General features: G+C 57.3%; 16 protein-coding genes. 9 read left to right on the top strand and 7 right to left on the bottom strand.

The genetic code is table 11. From position 1 onward, the window contains the following. Position 1: 1 nt before the first annotated feature. Positions 2–163: a hypothetical protein gene (locus ACQZ2L_RS06685; protein ID WP_430325317.1), complete on the bottom strand. Its 162-nt coding sequence runs from the start codon at positions 161–163 to the stop codon at positions 2–4. A gap of 232 nt (positions 164–395) precedes the next feature. Next, positions 396–1,091 (bottom strand): lipopolysaccharide kinase InaA family protein, encoded by a 696-nt coding sequence (locus ACQZ2L_RS06680; protein WP_430325316.1) that lies wholly within the window; start codon positions 1,089–1,091, stop codon positions 396–398. Between the two features lie 781 nt (positions 1,092–1,872). Between ACQZ2L_RS06680 and ACQZ2L_RS06675 the strand changes: the two genes are divergently transcribed. Continuing rightward, positions 1,873–3,264 carry a tyrosine-type recombinase/integrase gene (locus ACQZ2L_RS06675; protein WP_430325315.1) on the top strand — a complete coding sequence of 464 codons (1,392 nt, stop codon included), beginning with the start codon at positions 1,873–1,875 and terminating at the stop codon, positions 3,262–3,264. Positions 3,265–3,776: 512 nt separating this feature from the next. On the opposite strand, the gene ACQZ2L_RS06670 is transcribed toward ACQZ2L_RS06675, so the two are convergent. Both ACQZ2L_RS06670 and ACQZ2L_RS06665 read right to left on the bottom strand, forming a co-directional pair. After that, a complete protein-coding gene (locus ACQZ2L_RS06670; protein ID WP_430325314.1) occupies positions 3,777–4,643 on the bottom strand; it encodes an alpha/beta fold hydrolase in 867 nt (288 codons plus the stop codon). Positions 4,644–4,850: 207 nt separating this feature from the next. Beyond that, positions 4,851–5,777 (bottom strand): LysR family transcriptional regulator, encoded by a 927-nt coding sequence (locus tag ACQZ2L_RS06665; RefSeq protein WP_430325313.1) that lies wholly within the window; start codon positions 5,775–5,777, stop codon positions 4,851–4,853. 166 nt (positions 5,778–5,943) lie between these two features. Between ACQZ2L_RS06665 and ACQZ2L_RS06660 the strand changes: the two genes are divergently transcribed. The 7 genes from ACQZ2L_RS06660 (at position 5,944) to ACQZ2L_RS06630 (ending at position 12,396) form a co-directional block, all read left to right on the top strand. Continuing rightward, positions 5,944–7,296 carry a cation:dicarboxylate symporter family transporter gene (locus tag ACQZ2L_RS06660; protein ID WP_430325312.1) on the top strand — a complete coding sequence of 451 codons (1,353 nt, stop codon included), beginning with the start codon at positions 5,944–5,946 and terminating at the stop codon, positions 7,294–7,296. A gap of 11 nt (positions 7,297–7,307) precedes the next feature. Continuing rightward, positions 7,308–7,868, top strand: coding sequence for a carboxymuconolactone decarboxylase family protein (locus ACQZ2L_RS06655; RefSeq protein ID WP_430325311.1), 561 nt, complete (start codon positions 7,308–7,310; stop codon positions 7,866–7,868). 10 nt (positions 7,869–7,878) lie between these two features. Continuing rightward, positions 7,879–8,697 carry an SDR family NAD(P)-dependent oxidoreductase gene (locus ACQZ2L_RS06650; RefSeq protein WP_430325310.1) on the top strand — a complete coding sequence of 273 codons (819 nt, stop codon included), beginning with the start codon at positions 7,879–7,881 and terminating at the stop codon, positions 8,695–8,697. A 171-nt stretch (positions 8,698–8,868) separates the two neighbouring features. After that, complete coding sequence (locus ACQZ2L_RS06645; RefSeq protein WP_430325309.1) at positions 8,869–9,696, top strand: amidohydrolase family protein; 828 nt, start codon at positions 8,869–8,871, stop codon at positions 9,694–9,696. Positions 9,697–9,732: 36 nt separating this feature from the next. Continuing rightward, complete coding sequence (locus tag ACQZ2L_RS06640) at positions 9,733–10,668, top strand: SMP-30/gluconolactonase/LRE family protein (RefSeq protein ID WP_430325308.1); 936 nt, start codon at positions 9,733–9,735, stop codon at positions 10,666–10,668. A gap of 25 nt (positions 10,669–10,693) precedes the next feature. Then, positions 10,694–11,506, top strand: coding sequence for a molybdate ABC transporter substrate-binding protein (locus ACQZ2L_RS06635; RefSeq protein WP_430325307.1), 813 nt, complete (start codon positions 10,694–10,696; stop codon positions 11,504–11,506). Continuing rightward, positions 11,503–12,396 (top strand): alpha/beta fold hydrolase, encoded by an 894-nt coding sequence (locus tag ACQZ2L_RS06630; protein ID WP_430325306.1) that lies wholly within the window; start codon positions 11,503–11,505, stop codon positions 12,394–12,396. The genes ACQZ2L_RS06635 and ACQZ2L_RS06630 overlap by 4 nt, the downstream gene beginning before the upstream one ends. Positions 12,397–12,498: 102 nt before the next feature. On the opposite strand, the gene ACQZ2L_RS06625 is transcribed toward ACQZ2L_RS06630, so the two are convergent. After that, positions 12,499–13,422, bottom strand: coding sequence for a carbon-nitrogen hydrolase family protein (locus ACQZ2L_RS06625; protein ID WP_430325469.1), 924 nt, complete (start codon positions 13,420–13,422; stop codon positions 12,499–12,501). 153 nt (positions 13,423–13,575) lie between these two features. Between ACQZ2L_RS06625 and ACQZ2L_RS06620 the strand changes: the two genes are divergently transcribed. Next, the gene (locus ACQZ2L_RS06620; RefSeq protein ID WP_430325305.1) at positions 13,576–14,502 is read left to right on the top strand and encodes a LysR family transcriptional regulator; all 927 of its coding nucleotides are present in this window, start codon (positions 13,576–13,578) and stop codon (positions 14,500–14,502) included. A 53-nt stretch (positions 14,503–14,555) separates the two neighbouring features. On the opposite strand, the gene pcaF is transcribed toward ACQZ2L_RS06620, so the two are convergent. Both pcaF and ACQZ2L_RS06610 read right to left on the bottom strand, forming a co-directional pair. Continuing rightward, positions 14,556–15,773, bottom strand: coding sequence for a 3-oxoadipyl-CoA thiolase (gene pcaF, locus ACQZ2L_RS06615; RefSeq protein ID WP_430325304.1), 1,218 nt, complete (start codon positions 15,771–15,773; stop codon positions 14,556–14,558). Positions 15,774–15,875: 102 nt separating this feature from the next. Then, entirely contained in the window at positions 15,876–16,778 is a 903-nt protein-coding gene (locus tag ACQZ2L_RS06610; protein ID WP_430325303.1) for a LysR family transcriptional regulator, read from the bottom strand. Positions 16,779–16,788: the final 10 nt, after the last annotated feature.

Genomic DNA, 16,788 nt, shown 5'->3' with positions numbered 1-16,788 from the left:
CCTAGAGCAGAAACTCCGAATAGTTCTTTGGACATATCAAAAACTCCTTCGCATTTAGCGCAGCATTTTTGCGCTCCCAGCAGCTGATGCCGCTGACCGGAAGCACGCTGTTGAAATACGAAGCAGCCTTGAACAGGCCTGAATTATTGAAGTGCTTTGCCATGCTCATGTCCTTCAAGAATGTGGATCTCAGCGTTAGACCAAGACACCGATCTGATCATACGGTCTCAGGACCATGCGAAACAACCGGCGCCACATCTGCCTGACATCAACTGCCTGATCTATCTCCTCACCCATCGCTCGACTTTCTACCTCAGCATCATGTGATGTACCACAAGCGCTTCGGTTATGAGGAGCTGTAAGCGTGACATTGAGGGCAAATTGGGCGGATCAATCTAAATCCTCCGCAGGACGTCAACCTTGAACACGCTACTGTAGCCACTGACAAACGCAAGCCATTCGGCGTCCGTCCAGTTGGACCTGCGCTTGACCTGCCGCAAGTCATGACGGCTTGCTTTCGTTGCGCTGAAGCGTTTACGAGACTTCTCGAAATCCAGCAACGCCACCTTGACGTCGCTGGCGCGTATGTCGACGAATACATGTTTCAAGTATAAGCAGCCATGCTGCCACCGTCCGCGGTTGAAGGTCGCAAGCGCGCGGCCGTATGCAGCCAGGATCTCATGATGCCGGTCGGTTCCCACAGAGGTGGCCAAACCCCGAGCGTAGTAGTCCTCCAGTGACAAATAGCCATCCAGAGCCGCAGTGATCATCACTGCGTGCCAGACTCCATCAAGCTTGCGAACGTCTCTGTGGAGAAGCGCAGGCGTCAGAACACCCAGCGAAGTGGCCGCCTCCAGTGCATTCGCTTCGCGGGCAACAGTCGGGTATCCGAATGGATGGCGCAGGCTTCGAAAAATATGCCCTGACTGCTGTTTTTTGTAGAAGGTTTGGCCATCGCACTCGATCCTCAGAACACCGCTCTCACCTCCTCTGCGGATGTTTGGAGGCTCAACCCATTCCCCAGGAGCTCCCAAGATGCGCTCCAGTGCCAGAGCATTGATTTCAGGGCTGGTCGAACAAACTTGTCTCATCAAAAACCTGCGGGCGGTTAGATATCAGGCACCATCGTACCAACAAGAGATACTCTTTGCTTTTATTTCAGTAGTGCCACAGTCGGATCACTGTCGATGCTCTAATCCGGGAGTAAACCCGCCAGATAGGGTAGGAATGTCTCGCGAAAGTCGCCTGACGCGGCAGTGAGTCTGGAGCCATCCTTTGCGATCCGATCGGCCTGAACGTCGAGTTCCCTGACCAAATCGAGGTCTTTTCCAGATGTTCTTTGGTACTCCATCATAAAGCTGCCAGCGCCCTACGAAACGGCGCTTAACGATTTGGCGACGCACTGGACTTATGCTATGCGCGAAGGAATTATTCCATAGGGATCGGGATGACCAAGCGCTCGTAGGAGTGCTCAGAAGGTGAGCTTACGGCGATAGCCGATTGAGGGTTTCAGCAGAGAGCAATCGGACTCTCTTGTTCGGCGTTGACGATCTTGAAGATGAAAATCGGATGGTCGCAAAAATCCCCATACAGAAATGAAAAAGCCACCCTAAGGTGGCTAAGTCATTGGGATTATTTGGTCGGGACGGAGTGATTCGAACACTCGACCCCTTGCACCCCATGCGCTTATTTAACGTATTTCCGTGGAATACAATGGCTCGCCAAGGATCGCCTGTAATCTAGTAAATAAAGGCCTTACAGGCGATATTATGTTCCGTAGCGGCTCACCGGCATCCACCTCTAGCCAGACGGTTCGGTGGGGCAAAAGTGGGGCAAAATTCCAAGGTCATCGACCTTGGCTAGGGGTAGACATTGGCGAAGATCACCGCGAAGCAACTCGAAGCACTCACCCCCGGCGATGATGGCAAAACGCTGCGCGAAGAGGGTGGCCTGACTGCAAAAGTTCGTGCTGGTGTGCGGGGTGTTACAGCGCTGTTCCGCTATGAGTTCAAAATGGGCGGAGTAAAGCGTGATCACCGCCTAGGCAGTTGGCCAAAAAAATCGCTCGCGCAAATTCGTGCTGAGCGAGACGAAGTGAGAGCAGGCGTTACTAAAGGTATTGCACCCGCCGCCGCCCGAAAGGCGGCCAAGATTGAGGCTCAAGCTGCGGTCGCGGCAACCATTGCTAAAGCCGAACGTCATTCCGCCGAGAGCAAGACTGTCACCGAACTTTTTGAAGAGTGGATCCGCGACGGGGTATCTCGTCAGGACGGCAACGCAGAACTTCGCCGCAGCTTCTCCAAAGACGTACTACCCGCCATCGGCGCTAAACCACTTCGAACCCTCACTGAAAAAGACCTGCTCGCTCTTCTGCGCAAGATCAAAGCCCGCGGCCTCAACCGCACTGTAGTGATTCGCAGCAAGGACATAGGCCAAATGCTGCGGTGGGCTGAAAAGCGCAAGCCGTGGCGTACCTTGATGGTCGACGGGAACCCCTCCGACCTGGTTGACGTCAACAGGCTCCTCGATCATAACTATCAGGAGCAGCGCAATCGGCTTTTATCGAGTGTCGAAATCCAAGAGTTGCAGCAAATTTTCGTTCGCCTAGCGCGAGATTATGATGCCCTACCCTCTGGCCAAAAGTATTCAGGCATACGACCTACGAACGCCCGCGTGCAATGCGCGGTCTGGATTTGCCTCAGCACACTCTGTCGCATCGGCGAACTCCTCAAATCCGAATGGCGACACATCGATCTGGAGACAGGCACCTGGCTCATCCCAGCGCAAGCAACTAAAGGTCATAAGGGTAAACGGCAGGATCACCATGTCTTCCTTTCAGCCTTCGCACTGAACCAGTTCAAACGTCTTAGAGAGGAAACCGGCCACACGTCCTTCTGCTTTCCCAGCAAGGATGAACGAGCTCATGTGGATACCAAGACCGTCAGCAAGCTGATCGGAGATCGGCAATGCTGCTTCAAAAACCGTAGCAAGCCTTTATCTGGCCGTCATCACGATGATTCGCTGGTTCTAAACCAAGGTAACAAGGGCGAATGGACGCCGCATGATTTGCGTCGTACAGGCGCGACCATGATGCAGGAGCTAGGAGTGACGCTCGAAATTATTGATCGTTGCCAGAATCACATGTTGGGTGGTTCAAAAGTTCGCCGGCATTATTTGCACTATGACTATGCCAAGGAAAAAAAGGAGGCATGGGACCTATTGGGAGAGCGGCTTGAGTTTATTCTCCGCCCGTCCACTGAATAAAATAGAAAACGCAGTAGGCGAAGAAGAGTAAAACTCTGTCTGGCTTCCGACCCATTGAAAACAGAGTTTTTTCAATCTCCCGTCAACACCGTATAGCCTTAATTTTTTCAGCTTTCAACAAAACATCATACACACGGTCGTCGATCCGTTAGAACCGATCTGCCACATACCTACCACGGCAGAGCTTCTCTAAAAGCTTTCGTACCCATGGAGTGGGACTTTCTCGGCAGAGCAGAACATCTGGTGAGCTTGTCCACGATTTTATCTGGTGAATAGCCCATGTATCGAGAAACTTCTTATTGTAATCGCTCAGCGTTATTAAATATAAAATGCTACCAATCATGTGGTCAACACAGCGGGCAATCGCTGACTCAGAAACCCACTCACAAGACAACGACTGCACGAGCGAGAGCTGACCACCTAGGATGGCCAGCTCTCCTAATATTTAAATAGCCCCTGAACCTTTTTGAGCAAACAGCGATGGATCAGGCGCGCGTTCAACTCTATTCGCCTTATACCCGTTCAGCAAAGCTGGAAATAGCGTCAGCCATCTCCTTCGGCCGCTCCGGAGCCAGCGCGTGGCCCGCTCCGGCAATCACTTGATGTTCCACTCGATCACCCAGCATCGATTTCAAGATATTGGGGATAACCACAGCATCTTTTTCAGCTTGCAGATCCAGAATGGGCACCGTGTCCCCAGCAGACCAATAGCTTTCGACCGGGGTGCTGTCGCGTGCGTGATCCTGAGCCACATGAGTCTTGTCATACCAACCGCCCAGCCAGGCTCGTGCATCATTACCAGGTGCGAAGAACGCGAGTTGCAGATATTTCAGACGCTGGGCCTCGGGTAACGCATAATTCCCCGCACCCTTAATAGCTTCAACCATCCGACCGTAGGGCTTCTCAGAAGAACCAGCAGGCAATTTGCCAATGGAGGCAGCCGCCAGCACTACGCCTTTCACAAGATCCGGACGGTCAACTGCAAGCACCCGAGCAGGTTGGCTGCCCCAGGCGTGACCGACCACAATCGCAGGTCCGGTTTGCGCTTTGTCCATCACCAGCGCGACATCGGCCGCAAAGTCATGCAGGGTAGGTGTATCCATGGGTGCCCGGCTTCCATTGACACCCCGCGGCTCAGGCCGAATGACGCGGTAACCATCATCAGCCAGGTAAGTGGCAACCTCATCGTAGTCGTGAGCACCGCGCCCCTTGGATGGCAGGATCACGATAGTTTTCCCAGAGCCTTGAACCAAAGCCTCGATAGTCACGTCGCCTTTGCTCGCAGTCAGTACGGAGACGTCATTACTGGCCAGCACGTGCTGGCTAGCCAGGCAGAAACTGAGCAGGGTGAGGGACGTCGCAAAGTAGGTAGAACGCATGGTCTAAGCCTCTTGTTTTTATCTGGTGGACGGAGCCCATCAGTTGCTCCGCTGACAGCAGACTATGCGTTTGGCAAAACATGACAAATACCGTGTAACGATAGCTATCGATGATTTTTGAGCATGGTGGGTTGCTAGGGAGATGGAGCGAAAGACATTTTCGCTCGCAGGCCAGATTGAAGTGGAGCTTTGGCCATCAGCACATCTTTAGTGGGCCAGCCAATGGGTCGCCTCCTTCCAGGCGCCAACCGTGACCAATTCCTCCAAGGTCTCCAGCAAAATTTTCTCATAGCTCAAAGCCAGGCGCGAGCTGCGTCGCTCACGTAGCCGAGTCAATGATACGGTAGAGCGAATACCCGGCCTTTCGATGGGGTGCCCGACCAAAGTGTGGCTGTTCACATCCTCCTGCACCGCGGCATGCGCCAAAATCGAATAGCCAAGGCCTTCTGCAACCAAGCGCTTGGTCAGGCTAACGCTATCCACCTCAAGCACGACATTGAGGCGGACCGCGTTTTGCGCGGCAATCTGTTCCACTAAACGACGGTTGCTATGAGGCAAACCAGGCAAAATCAACGGAAAATCACCCAACGCAGTCAAGCGGACATTGCGAGCACCCTCCCCTGGTGGACCGACCAGAACCATGCGCTCACTGAACAATGGCCGCACGTCGAAAGCTTCGACCAGGGGCTGGTTATAAACCACGGCCACGTCAATACGGCCTTCCAGCAGCCACTCCTGAAGCGATGTGCTGAGGCCCTCAAGTGCGTGCAACGAGGCTTTGGGCCAGCGCTCTTTGAATTTACGAATCAGCTCGGGCCCGACAATTGATCCAATCGCCGGCGGCAGGCCTATTGCCAGATGCCCTCGCTCCTCATCAGCAGTATTGCGCACATGGTCCGCTGTCTCTTCCACATACCGGAGCATGATTTCAGCGCGTTCAAGCAGTCTAGAGCCGGCAGCTGTCAGTTCGACACCACGCCCATGTCGAGTAAACAGTTCCACCTGGAGCTGCTCCTCCAGCTTGGCGATTTGCCGGCTCAACGCCGGCTGGGCAATAAACAGCTCACGCGCGGCGCGGCTGAACCCGCCGCACTGAGCAACCTTCACGAAAGAGCGGAGTTCACGAATATCCATTGTCGAATCCCATGCTGATAGGGCATAGCTTTTTATCAAAATAAGGTTTTTGTACCTCTTACGCCAGTTCTCTATGCTCACTTCAAATAGCTATGCAGTTGGGATTGGCCGTCCCTGCATGCGAACCACAAGAACAATGACGCCCCTACAGGGGCGAGGAAATGCCATGAATCAGTTGAAGAAGCTCCACGTCCAGGTGCTGATCGCACTTGTCGCTGCCGTCATTCTCGGTTTCGCCGCGCCCACCTGGGCCACTGCCATGAAACCACTGGGACAAGCTTTTATTGCCCTGCTGAAAATGATGCTCGCTCCAATTGTCTTCGTGACCTTGGTGCATGGCCTCACCCACGTTCAGGACATGCGCAAGCTCGGTAGGCTTGGCATGAAATCACTGCTTTATTTTGAAGTCGTCAGTACGGTGGCGATGCTCGTAGGTTTCGTACTGGTGAACGTTGTCGAGCCAGGCGTAGGGTTACACGCCACCGGCATGGATGAGTCCTCGGCAGCCATCAAGGCGACGGCTGCCGCTGGCGAAGTCTCCGTGATCACTTACCTTTTGAGCCTGATTCCCCACACCCTTGTGGACGCCTTCGCCAAAGGCGACATCATTCAGGTTTTGCTGATCTCGGTCCTAGCCGGTATCGCAATCAACCGTACATGCGGGCCTGACTCAGTGGCAGTACGCGCTATTGACGAAGCCCAAACCATTCTCTTCAAGATGCTCAGTTTCATCATGAAGCTGGCCCCCCTCGGCGCATTCGGCGCGATGGCTGCTGCAATCGGTAGCTACGGTGGCGACACCCTGCTCTACCTTCTCAAACTCATCGCCGTTTATTACGCCGCCTCGCTGCTGTTCGTATTCGGCGTGCTCGGCACCATCAGTTGGTCAATTGGCCTGCCGTTCATGACGGTGCTGCGGTTGATCCGTGATGAAATCTTGCTGGTGTTTGGTACAGCTTCAGGTGAAGTAGCCTTCCCGCGGCTCATCGAAAAACTCAAACGCACTGGCTGTGATGAAGTGGTGGTTGGGTTCGTGCTGCCGGCCGGCTACAGCTTCAACCTGGACGGCACAGCCATCTACATGGCAATCGCCATCGGCTTTATTGCGCAGGCCACAGACACGCCTTTCTCCCTGTGGCAACAAGCGGGTCTGCTGGCAATTCTCAGTATTACCTCCAAAGGCGGCACCACGGTCGCCGGGGGAGCTTTCATCAAGCTGGCAGCCACCTTGCAGTCTGTACAAACCCTCCCATTGAGCGGCCTGGGCCTTCTGTTCGGCATCGATCGGATCATGGCAACAGCGACAGCACTCACCAACATCGTTGGCAACACCATCGCTGTTTTCGCAATCGCACGCTGGGAGGGTGCTTTCGATCCACAAGCGTTCGAGCGTGAAACAGGCCGTGCGCCTGGCCGCAGCCTGCTCAAGCCACCGGCTGTCACTGCAACCCAAGCCACGGCGCATGACGCAGGTTCACACGCACAAACTCAGACTCAATCGCATACCCAGCACTCGTAACAGGAATGGCCATGAATCGCTTGCCTCCCATCGATCCGCAGCAACTCAATGACACCCAACGTGCCGTCTACGATCGCATCGCCAACGGCCCGCGGAAAGGGGTCCGCGGTCCGCTCGCCATCTGGCTCCATCGCCCGGAACTGGCAGAGTGCGCCCAAGCCCTTGGACGCTACTGCCGCTATGACAGTAGCTTGGAACCGCGCCTTTCTGAATTGGCCATTCTGCTGATGGGGCGTCATTGGCTCGCCGAGTATGAGTGGGCAGCGCACAAACCCTTTGCGCTGGAAGCTGGCCTGGCTCCGGAAGTCATCGACGCCATCCGCGATGGAAAAGCGCCCCCATTCCACAACGCCGATGAGGCATTGGTGTATCGCTTCGTCCGCGAGCTTCACGACACCCGCAGCATTAGCGACGGTCTCTACAAAGAATTCATCGACCTGCTGGGCAACGATGCCGCAGTCGATCTCGTGGGTATTGCCGGCTATTACACATTGATTTCCATGACCATCAAAGTGTTCGAGGTCCCGCCACCGGCAGGCGTCGCCTCCGAACTGCCTACCACGTTGAATTGAGGGCTACACCATGAATGAAGTAATTCCAACCAGCGATCGTTTGAAAGGCAAGGTCGCGATCGTTACCGGTGCAGGTTGTGTAGGCAGCGGCTGGGGTAATGGCCGTGCTGTGGCGGTGCTGTTCGCGCTTGCCGGCGCCCGCGTATTCGCTGTTGACCGCGACATTGACGCCATGGAGGAAACACTGGGTCGCATTCGTGAAGCGGGTGGCGAAGTGACGCCTTACGCTTGCGACGTCACTGACAGCGCAGCGGTAGCCGACATGGTGGCCGCCTGCAAAAACGTATACGGGACCGTCGACATCCTTGTGAACAACGTCGGCGGATCTGCCGCAGGTGGAGCGGTTGCTCTGCCAGAAGACAAGTTCGACGCCCAGATCGCGCTGAACCTGAAAAGTGTATACCTGACCTGCAAGCACGTGATTCCGCTGATGGAGGCGCAAGGCAGCGGCTCAATTATCAATACGGCCTCGACGTCTGGGATCCGGTTTACCGGTTCCGCACAAGTCGCATATGCCGCGAGCAAGGCCGGCGTCATTCAACTGGGCCGCGTGACCGCCATTGAATACGCGCCCAAAGGTATCCGGGTTAATACTGTGGTACCCGGCCAACTTCACACTCCGATGGTCGAAGTCCGCCTGGCAGGGCAGCGCACCGGAGGGGATGTGAACAAGTTGCTGGACTCTCGCTTAGCTCGTATCCCACTGGGCTTCATGGGTGATGGTCGTGACACTGCCTACGCAGCATTGTACCTGGCCAGTGATGAGTCCCGCTTCGTGACGGGCACCGAGATCGTCGTCGACGGCGGTATGACCGTGCGCTGCGGCTAAGTGCCACTGGGGCCGACAGGCACCATCCACAGACGTACCGCAAGAACAGGTCACCATGAACGCTCACGACCATGTTCAGCCTCCACAGCGCCTGTCATTAAGCAAACAGTCATCGCTGCCGCGGGTATTGCCCTGCTCGGCGCAACAGCCAGTCAGACATTTGGAGCCTTCATGTCCAGTCCACCCAATGCATCTGGGAGGTGGGATTGCCACACCCATATCTACGGCCCCTGGGAGCATTTTCCACTACCGGCCAACGCCGCCTACACCCCCGCACCCGCGCCATTTGCAGATCTTCTGGCGTTGCACCAGCGGCTAGGCATTGAACAGGGTGTGTTGGTTCAAGCTGCGCCCTATGGCACCGATCACTCGGCCATCCTGACCGCAATCGCCGAGAGCGGCAGGCGCTACCGTGGCATAGGGCTGATCGACGAGCGCACTACCGATGCTCAGCTTCAAGCGCTGCACGACGGTGGGTTGCGTGGCATTCGCTTCAACCTGATGGGGCATCTGCCGGGTGCACGGGATCCGCAAAAATTGCGCCATCTCGCCGAACGGGTAGCCCCCTTCGGGTGGCATGTGTTGGTACACGGGGAGCTGCATGCACTCTTGCCCTTCCTAGACCAGTGGAAAGACCTGAGGACGCCGCTGGTCATTGACCACATGGCTAGAGTCGACTTTACCAAGCCCCTCCCTCGCGAGGAACTTGCTGGACTGAAGCGCCACCTGGAGCATCCAGGCCGCTGGATTAAATTATCCGGCATTGACCGTGCCATGCAGGGCAAGCCGGGGCCATGGCTACAAGCATTGGACCTGGCTCGCGAGTTCCTCGAGTACGCACCGGAACGAGCCATCTGGGGCTCGGACTGGCCGCATCCAAACATCAAGGGCAGCCCGCCGGATGATATGCAACTGCTTCAGTTCATCGAACAGGTCTGTGACAGCAACACGCTCAAGCACGCCGTTCTGGTCGACAACCCGGCGCGGTTGTACCGATGAGTCGTGTGAGCTTCAACACACTGAGGGAAATCAAGAATGGACGATAGAGATTGGCGTCCAAGCACCCGTGTACCTGATCCAGCCGTACGGGAGCTTGATCCACGGTTTGCACATTACCGACTGGCGCATGCCAAGGTCGAGCGGCTAGGGGGCGGATTGCGCTGGGCCGAAGGGCCCGCCTGGTTCGCTGACGGCCGGTATGTGCTGTTCACCGACCTACCAAACGACCGCATCATGCGCTGGGATGAGGCCACCGGTGCCATGGGCGTATTTCGCCAGCCAGCCAATCAGGCCAATGGCATGACCCGTGACCGTCAGGGCCGCCTGCTCGTATGTGAGCACGGCGGACGTCGTGTCACCCGTACGGAATACGACGGCAGCATCACCGTTCTGGCGAGCCACTTTGAAGGTAAACCACTCAACTCACCGAACGACATCGTGGTGAAGTCCGATGACAGCATCTGGTTCACCGATCCGCCCTTCGGCTTGGTCAGTGACTACATGGGTTGTCAGGGCCAAGCGGCGCTTCCAGCCAATGTGTACTGCCTGACGCCAGACGGGAAACTGCATTGCGTAGCGCAGGACATCGAAGGCCCCAATGGGCTTGCATTTTCCCCTGATGAGAAAACCCTTTACCTGGTTGAATCAAGGGCCCGCCCACGACGCATCGTCTCCTACCGCGTCGATGATCAAAACCAGCTCCACGAACGCAGCGCATTCATCGACGCCGGAACAGGCCTGCCAGACGGGATACGTGTGGACGTTGATGGAAACCTCTGGTGTGGCTGGGGCGCTCCTGAACCGGGCCTGGATGGTGTACGCGTGTTCGCCCCCGACGGCACCCCCATTGGGCACATCGATCTGCCTGAACGATGCGCCAACCTTTGTTTTGGCGGTCCAAAGCGCAATCGCCTGCTGATGGCTTCAACCACCTCATTGTATTCGCTGTTCGTCAACACTCGCGGCGCCTAAAGGGCGCACATGCACAGGTAGCCATATGAAAAAAACAAGATCTACTCCGCTGCTGCTCTCCACTGGCCTGGCCAGCCTTCTGACCCTATCGACCGGTGCTGAAGCCGCCGAACTGAAAATCATCGCAAGCGGGGCATTGAAAGGGGCCATGGCCCACCTCCAGCCCGCATATGAGCGAGCCAGTGGTAACACCCTAAGTATCAGTTGGGGACCGTCGATGGGGGATTCCCCGGAGTCCATACCGCAGAGGATCAAGCACAAGGAGCTTATGGACCTAGCCATCATGGCCAGCGAGACCATGGACCTGCTTGGCCCGACAGGCGCTTTCGATATGGCGACGCGTCGCGCCATTGCCGACTCCCGAATCGGCGTAGGCGTACCCAAAGGCCATCCGCATCTGGACGTATCCACAGTCCCAGCACTTCGTGCCGCCCTGCTTAGCTCGGAAAAAATTGCCTATTCCCAAGGTGCCAGCGGTGTCTACATCCGCACAGAATTGTTTGCCCGTTTGGGCATCACGGATCTGGTTAAACAGAAAACCGTAGAGATTCAGGGCAAAGAGTTGGTAGGCACAGCGCTCGCCCGAGGCGATGCAGATATCGGCATGCAGCAGATCAGCGAACTGAAAGTAACCCCTGGCGTGGATTACCTGGGGCCTCTTCCCGAGGATGTGCAGAAGGTCAGCCGCTTCTATGCAGCCGTCGCCAGCACCAGCCACCACGCCGAACTGGCGCGCGAGTTCATCGCCTACCTCAACAGCGCAGAAGCGCACCAATTGCTCGAGGAAAGTGGCCTCGAACCAGCTCCCTCGCAAGCTGCAAAAGGACAACAAGAATGAAAAAAATCTCGCATTTGATCATTGGCGCGTCGCTGACACTAGCTGCCACCGTCGCGCTGGCGGGCATGCCTGCCGAAACGCCTGCCGTGCAGCAAAAAATTGTGCATTACGACGATGTGCAAATCGAAGTCAACACCCAGGGAACAGGCCCGATCATCGTGATGCTTCCCTCCCTGGGGCGCTCAGGTCGTGACTATGATCAGGTGGCACAATACCTTCAGCAAGATGGATTCCGCGTCGTACGTCCAGAACCACGCGGTATCGGCCAAAGCCAAGGCCCCATGGAGAAGCTATCCATCCATGACTTCGCGCGCGATATCGCAGCAGTCGTCGAGCATGAAAAGCAAGGCCCCGTGGTAGTGGTCGGCCATGCATGGGGCAACTTTCCTGCACGGCAACTGGCAGCCGACCGACCCGACCTGGTGCGCGGCGTAGTACTGGCCGCTGCGTCTGCTGGTAAGGTCCCACCAGGGTCGACCGAGAAGCCCATCAACGCCGAGATGCGTCAGGCCATCGATGGGGCCGGCGACCTGAAGCTCTCCGAGGAGCAGCGGTTGATCTATCTGCGCAAGGCGTTCTTTGCACCCGGTAATGACCCACATGTCTGGCTCGGCGGCTGGCACGACGCAACCCATGACGCCCAGTCCTACGCGCGTAACAACACACCGGTAGACGACTACTTTGCAGCCGGAAAGGCGCCGATTCTGGATTTGCAGGGAGAATCGGACACAGTAGCCCCGCGGCGGTTCTCTGGCGTGCTGAAGAGCATGCTGGGTGATCGTGTGCAAATGGTAGTGTTGAAGAACGCGGGTCACGCCATGGCGCCAGAGCAACCCAAAGCTATGGCCGCCGCCATTGCAACCTTTGCCAAAGCCCAATACACCAAGTGAAATATCCAGGACGGGCGGCGCAAGCCCCCGTCCTTCGCGATATCCTAGCGCCTACCTGCAACGCGACCGATGCAAGCTTTGGCCTAGGCTTTCAAAACCGCCTCAGCTTAAAAAGTCTACTCCTGGCCGAGCACGCTCATCGACGCTCAACGAGAACACATCTAGGCGCGAATAGTGGCCAACCACATCGAAATCGTAGCGCGCACGCACCAGTTCATCGGTGTCTATATCCGCAGTCAGCAGCCCTTCTTCCCCGCGCAACGGGCCGGCGAGCACATCGCCCAGTGGGCCGACGATGACACTGTTACCTTGGATAAGGGGGCGCTCCGGGTCCCATGCGGGCACTTCGATACCCAATTCGCGCGGCGATTTCTGCACCTGGCAGGCGCTGACCAGAAACACCCGCCCCTCATGGGCGATGTGCCGCATACTGGCCAGCCAGACGTCACGCTCGTCGACCGTCGGTGCGCACCACACCTGCACGCCCTTGGCGTACATCGCGGTACGCAACAGCGGCATGTGGTTTTCCCAGCAAATCGCCGTGCCAAGCCTGCCGGCTGGCGAATCGACAACAGGTAACGTCGAGCCATCACCCTGCCCCCAGATGAGACGCTCGGTACCGGTTGGCATCAGCTTCCGGTGCTTGGCGATTAGCCCACCCTCTGGCGCAAAGAACAGCGCGGAGCAGAACAGTGTGTTGCCCGAGCGCTCGATCACCCCGACCACCAGATGCGCCCCGGTGCGGGCGGACAAGGCCGCGAGCTCGTCGGTCTCCTCGCCAGGCACATCAATGGCGTTCTCGAAATAGGCTTGGAATATCTCGCGCCCCTCTGGCAAGCGGTACCCCAGGAAAGTCCCGAATGTCTGCCCTTTCGGGTAGCCACCCAGGATCGCCTCGGGCAACACGACCAGTTTGGCACCGCTCGACCTTATCGCTTCTTCGTAGCCGAGGATGGACTTCAAGGTCTCGGATTTTCCGAGGGGGTGGGAACCTATCTGCAATGCTGCAACGGTTGTAAGGGGCATGATCAGATCTCGCATGGGGTGTCTGCATGCAATGTTCAGCTTCAGGCCGTTATTGAGCAATACTGCGAGGAACTGATCTGATATCAATGAAACTCATATCGCTCCCCGTCTCACGGGTGTTTGCGCATTAACCCTGTAACGGTTCTCTTGATCATGAACAAACTGGACATCGCCTCTGTGGACCTGAACCTGTTCAAGGTTTTCGAAGCGTTATATGAAGAAGGCGGCGCCGGCCGCGCTGCCATCCGCCTGGGCATTACCCAGTCAGCGGTAAGCGCTGCGCTGGCCAGGCTACGGGCCGTGTTTGGGGATCACTTGTTTGAACGAACAGGCCGCGGCCTCAAGCCCACTGCCAAAAGCGAGGAGTTACGCCCGATCGTGGTCGCCGCGCTGGACAAATGCCGCCAAGGCTTGATGCTGGCACTGCACGACGAAACGGCGATTCACGGGCGCACCATCGCACTGGGCATGTCGGACGACTTCGAACTGGCAATTGGCAGGCTGTTGATCAACAAAGTGCAGGAGCAGGCGCCTGGCATCCGCCTGGTGTTCAAGCAAACCCACAGTTTGCTTGCAAGCGATGCGTTGATGAACCGGCAGTTTGACCTTGCCTTGACCTCGGGCGCCGTTGCCTCGAAGACGCTGGGGCGCCTGGCACTTGCGACAGGTGACTACACCTGCCTGACCGCTGCCCATGCTGGTGCTACCGTGCTGACACATGAGGCCTACCTTGAGAAGCGCCACATTCTGGTTTCATCGGGTGGCTATGTGGGCGTGGTGGACGAAGTACTGGCGACGCAGTCGCAGCAGCGCACGGTAGAGGCTTCTACCACCCATTTCGCGGCGCTCCCGGCGCTGCTTCAACACAGTGACTGCGTGGCGACCCTGCCGACCCATGCTGCCAAAGCCTTGGCCAGCATCAGCAAGGTCGAATGCCACCCCTGCCCCATCAGCCTGCCACGTTACTCGATAGAAATGGGATGGCGAATCGACAATGCCCGGGACCCGGCGATTCGCCTGGTGATGGGCTGGGTGCGCGAGGTCATTGCTCAACTGCCAGGCGTGACGACAGCCGGCTGAACCAGTGGGTAGCGGCGACTGCAGAGTGTACCTGCTGCTCTGTTCGCCATCGCCTAGATGGCGGCGTCCACGCGCTCGAAGGCCAAGGCCAACCCTTGCCCCACACCGACACACATCGTCGCCAGACCATAGCGGCCACCCGCGTTCTGCAACTGGTGAACAGCGGTCAAAACCAGTCGATTACCGCTCATGCCCAGCGGATGGCCTAATGCAATCGCTCCACCATTGGGGTTTACGCGTTCGCTGTCATCGGGCAATCCGAGCTCACGCATCACCGCTAGCCCCTGTGCTGCAAAGGCCTCGTTGAGTTCGATGACGTCGAAGGCATCAATGGTCATGTTCAGACGTTGCAGAAGTTTGCGCACCGCCGGCACAGGGCCAATCCCCATGACATTAGGCTCTACACCGGCACTGGCCATGCCAAGTACACGGGCACGGGGGGTGAGGCCAAACCGGACTACTGCCTCGGCACTGGCGAGAATCATCGCGCTGGCACCGTCATTCAAGCCTGAGGCGTTGCCGGCGGTGACCGTGTAGTCAGGGCCGTTGACCGGTTTGAGCTTGGCCAAGGCCTCTGCTGTAGTGTCTGGACGGGGGTGTTCGTCCTGCGTCACAACGGTGTCGCCCTTCTTGCCGCGAATCACGACAGGAACGATCTCTTCGGCATAAAAACCACGCTCGGTCGCGCACGCAGCTCGGCGTTGGCTACGCAGCGCCATGGCATCTTGATCGGCGCGAGTAATGCCATACTTGTGGGCGACGTTATCACCGGTCACCGGCATGCTGTCTACACCGTAGGCACTTTGCATGGCTGGGTTGACGAACCGCCAACCGAGCGTTGTGTCCTCAAGCTTCTGCGCTCGAGCAAACGGGCCGTCGGCTTTCCCCATCACATAGGGTGCGCGCGTCATCGACTCCACCCCAGCAGCAACGGCGAACGCCATTTCACCAGTGGAGATAGCTCGAAATGCAGCTCCGACCGCTTCCAGACCCGAGGCACAAAGGCGATTCAACGTTACCCCTGGCACGCAAGCAGGCAGCCCTGCTAGCAACAGGGCCATACGCGCCACATTGCGATTATCTTCACCGGCTTGGTTAGCGCACCCCATGAACACTTCATCCAACGCCGCCCAATCAACGTCAGGGTTGCGCTCAATCAACGCCTTCAGCGGGATCGCAGCCAGATCATCGGCCCTGACCGCCGAGAGGGCTCCGTTCAGCCGACCGATTGGGGTGCGTACCGCATCACAGATGAACACATCGCGAGTCATCAATACTCTCCATACAAAGGGGTAAGCGCAGCCAATCGACGCGCCCCCAAAGTGTCGGAGAGCCATCCCCCGCTAGCAATCATACCGTTCCACCCCTTGGAATCACACTTCGGAGAAAAACCGCTTCCCGTCTGTTTTGAGCAACTCCACCATTAACTGCACCGCCGGTGCCAGATAGCCGTGAGCGCGCACAGATACAGCGACCGTTCGCGCCATCGTGGTCTCCTGCACGGGGACTTCTCGCAGTGTGGATTGCCACCGCCCAGACACCAGCGTTTCCCGAGCCATGAAACTCAGCAAGCGGGTTTTGGCGATTAGCCTGGGCAGCAGAGAAACCGCATTGGCTTCAATCTGAACGGTGGGAGCAGGTAGTTGATGTGACCTGAAGGCCTCATCAATCCAGCGTCTGGAAGCCACTGCGTCGCCGGGCAACACCCAGCGGTACCGGCTAAGGGCCATGATGTCGATATCAGAGGAAAAGATCGGATGATCTGCGCTTGCTACAACCACCGCCTCGTCCTGCAGTATTGGGAAGGTAAGCAGATTAGCGTCCTCCGCATTCAAGGGGCAGATGATCGCATCCAGGCGCCCTGAGCCCAGTGCCTCCCGGAGCATGTCATCTTGGCCAATCGAGAGCTTCAAGCGCAGCTCGGGTGCGTGCTCCAACAGGAAGGAGGTGAGCTGCGGCAGCAGATGTTCGGCCATGCTGGCGGAACAGCCCAAACTGATGGTGCCTATCTGCCCGTTGGCAAAGTCGCGAACCTCGCGTTCGGTCTGCGCGATGCTCAGCTGTAACTGCCGCCCCCGCTGCAACAGTAAGTCGCCCACCTCCGTGAGCTTGATTCTGCGTCCTTCGCGCCGAAAAAGCTGCGCACCCAAGCTTTCTTCAAGGCGCTGAATGCTCTTGGTGAGCGCCGGCTGGCTTTTGTGCAGCAACTCAGCGGCCTTACCAAGGTGGCCGGTTCTGGCGATAGTCTCGAAGTAAGTGAGGTCCCTAAGATCCATGATTAATAAC

The sequence above is a fragment of the Pseudomonas shirazensis genome (assembly GCF_050496565.1).
In the GTDB taxonomy this organism is placed as follows: domain Bacteria; phylum Pseudomonadota; class Gammaproteobacteria; order Pseudomonadales; family Pseudomonadaceae; genus Aquipseudomonas; species Aquipseudomonas shirazensis_A.
This window is presented reverse-complemented; position numbering and strand designations above follow the sequence as displayed.

Bases quoted from the DNA above. Each gene is read 5' to 3' on its own strand.
- ACQZ2L_RS06685 (WP_430325317.1), bottom strand. From the start codon at position 163: ATGGCAAAGCACTTCAATAATTCAGGCCTGTTCAAGGCTGCTTCGTAT.
- ACQZ2L_RS06680 (WP_430325316.1), bottom strand. From the start codon at position 1,091: ATGAGACAAGTTTGTTCGACCAGCCCTGAAATCAATGCTCTGGCACTG.
- ACQZ2L_RS06670 (WP_430325314.1), bottom strand. From the start codon at position 4,643: ATGCGTTCTACCTACTTTGCGACGTCCCTCACCCTGCTCAGTTTCTGC.
- ACQZ2L_RS06665 (WP_430325313.1), bottom strand. From the start codon at position 5,777: ATGGATATTCGTGAACTCCGCTCTTTCGTGAAGGTTGCTCAGTGCGGC.
- ACQZ2L_RS06660 (WP_430325312.1), top strand. From the start codon at position 5,944: ATGAATCAGTTGAAGAAGCTCCACGTCCAGGTGCTGATCGCACTTGTC.
- ACQZ2L_RS06655 (WP_430325311.1), top strand. From the start codon at position 7,308: ATGAATCGCTTGCCTCCCATCGATCCGCAGCAACTCAATGACACCCAA.
- ACQZ2L_RS06650 (WP_430325310.1), top strand. From the start codon at position 7,879: ATGAATGAAGTAATTCCAACCAGCGATCGTTTGAAAGGCAAGGTCGCG.
- ACQZ2L_RS06645 (WP_430325309.1), top strand. From the start codon at position 8,869: ATGTCCAGTCCACCCAATGCATCTGGGAGGTGGGATTGCCACACCCAT.
- ACQZ2L_RS06640 (WP_430325308.1), top strand. From the start codon at position 9,733: ATGGACGATAGAGATTGGCGTCCAAGCACCCGTGTACCTGATCCAGCC.
- ACQZ2L_RS06635 (WP_430325307.1), top strand. From the start codon at position 10,694: ATGAAAAAAACAAGATCTACTCCGCTGCTGCTCTCCACTGGCCTGGCC.
- ACQZ2L_RS06630 (WP_430325306.1), top strand. From the start codon at position 11,503: ATGAAAAAAATCTCGCATTTGATCATTGGCGCGTCGCTGACACTAGCT.
- ACQZ2L_RS06625 (WP_430325469.1), bottom strand. From the start codon at position 13,422: ATGCCCCTTACAACCGTTGCAGCATTGCAGATAGGTTCCCACCCCCTC.
- ACQZ2L_RS06620 (WP_430325305.1), top strand. From the start codon at position 13,576: ATGAACAAACTGGACATCGCCTCTGTGGACCTGAACCTGTTCAAGGTT.
- pcaF (WP_430325304.1), bottom strand. From the start codon at position 15,773: ATGACTCGCGATGTGTTCATCTGTGATGCGGTACGCACCCCAATCGGT.
- ACQZ2L_RS06610 (WP_430325303.1), bottom strand. From the start codon at position 16,778: ATGGATCTTAGGGACCTCACTTACTTCGAGACTATCGCCAGAACCGGC.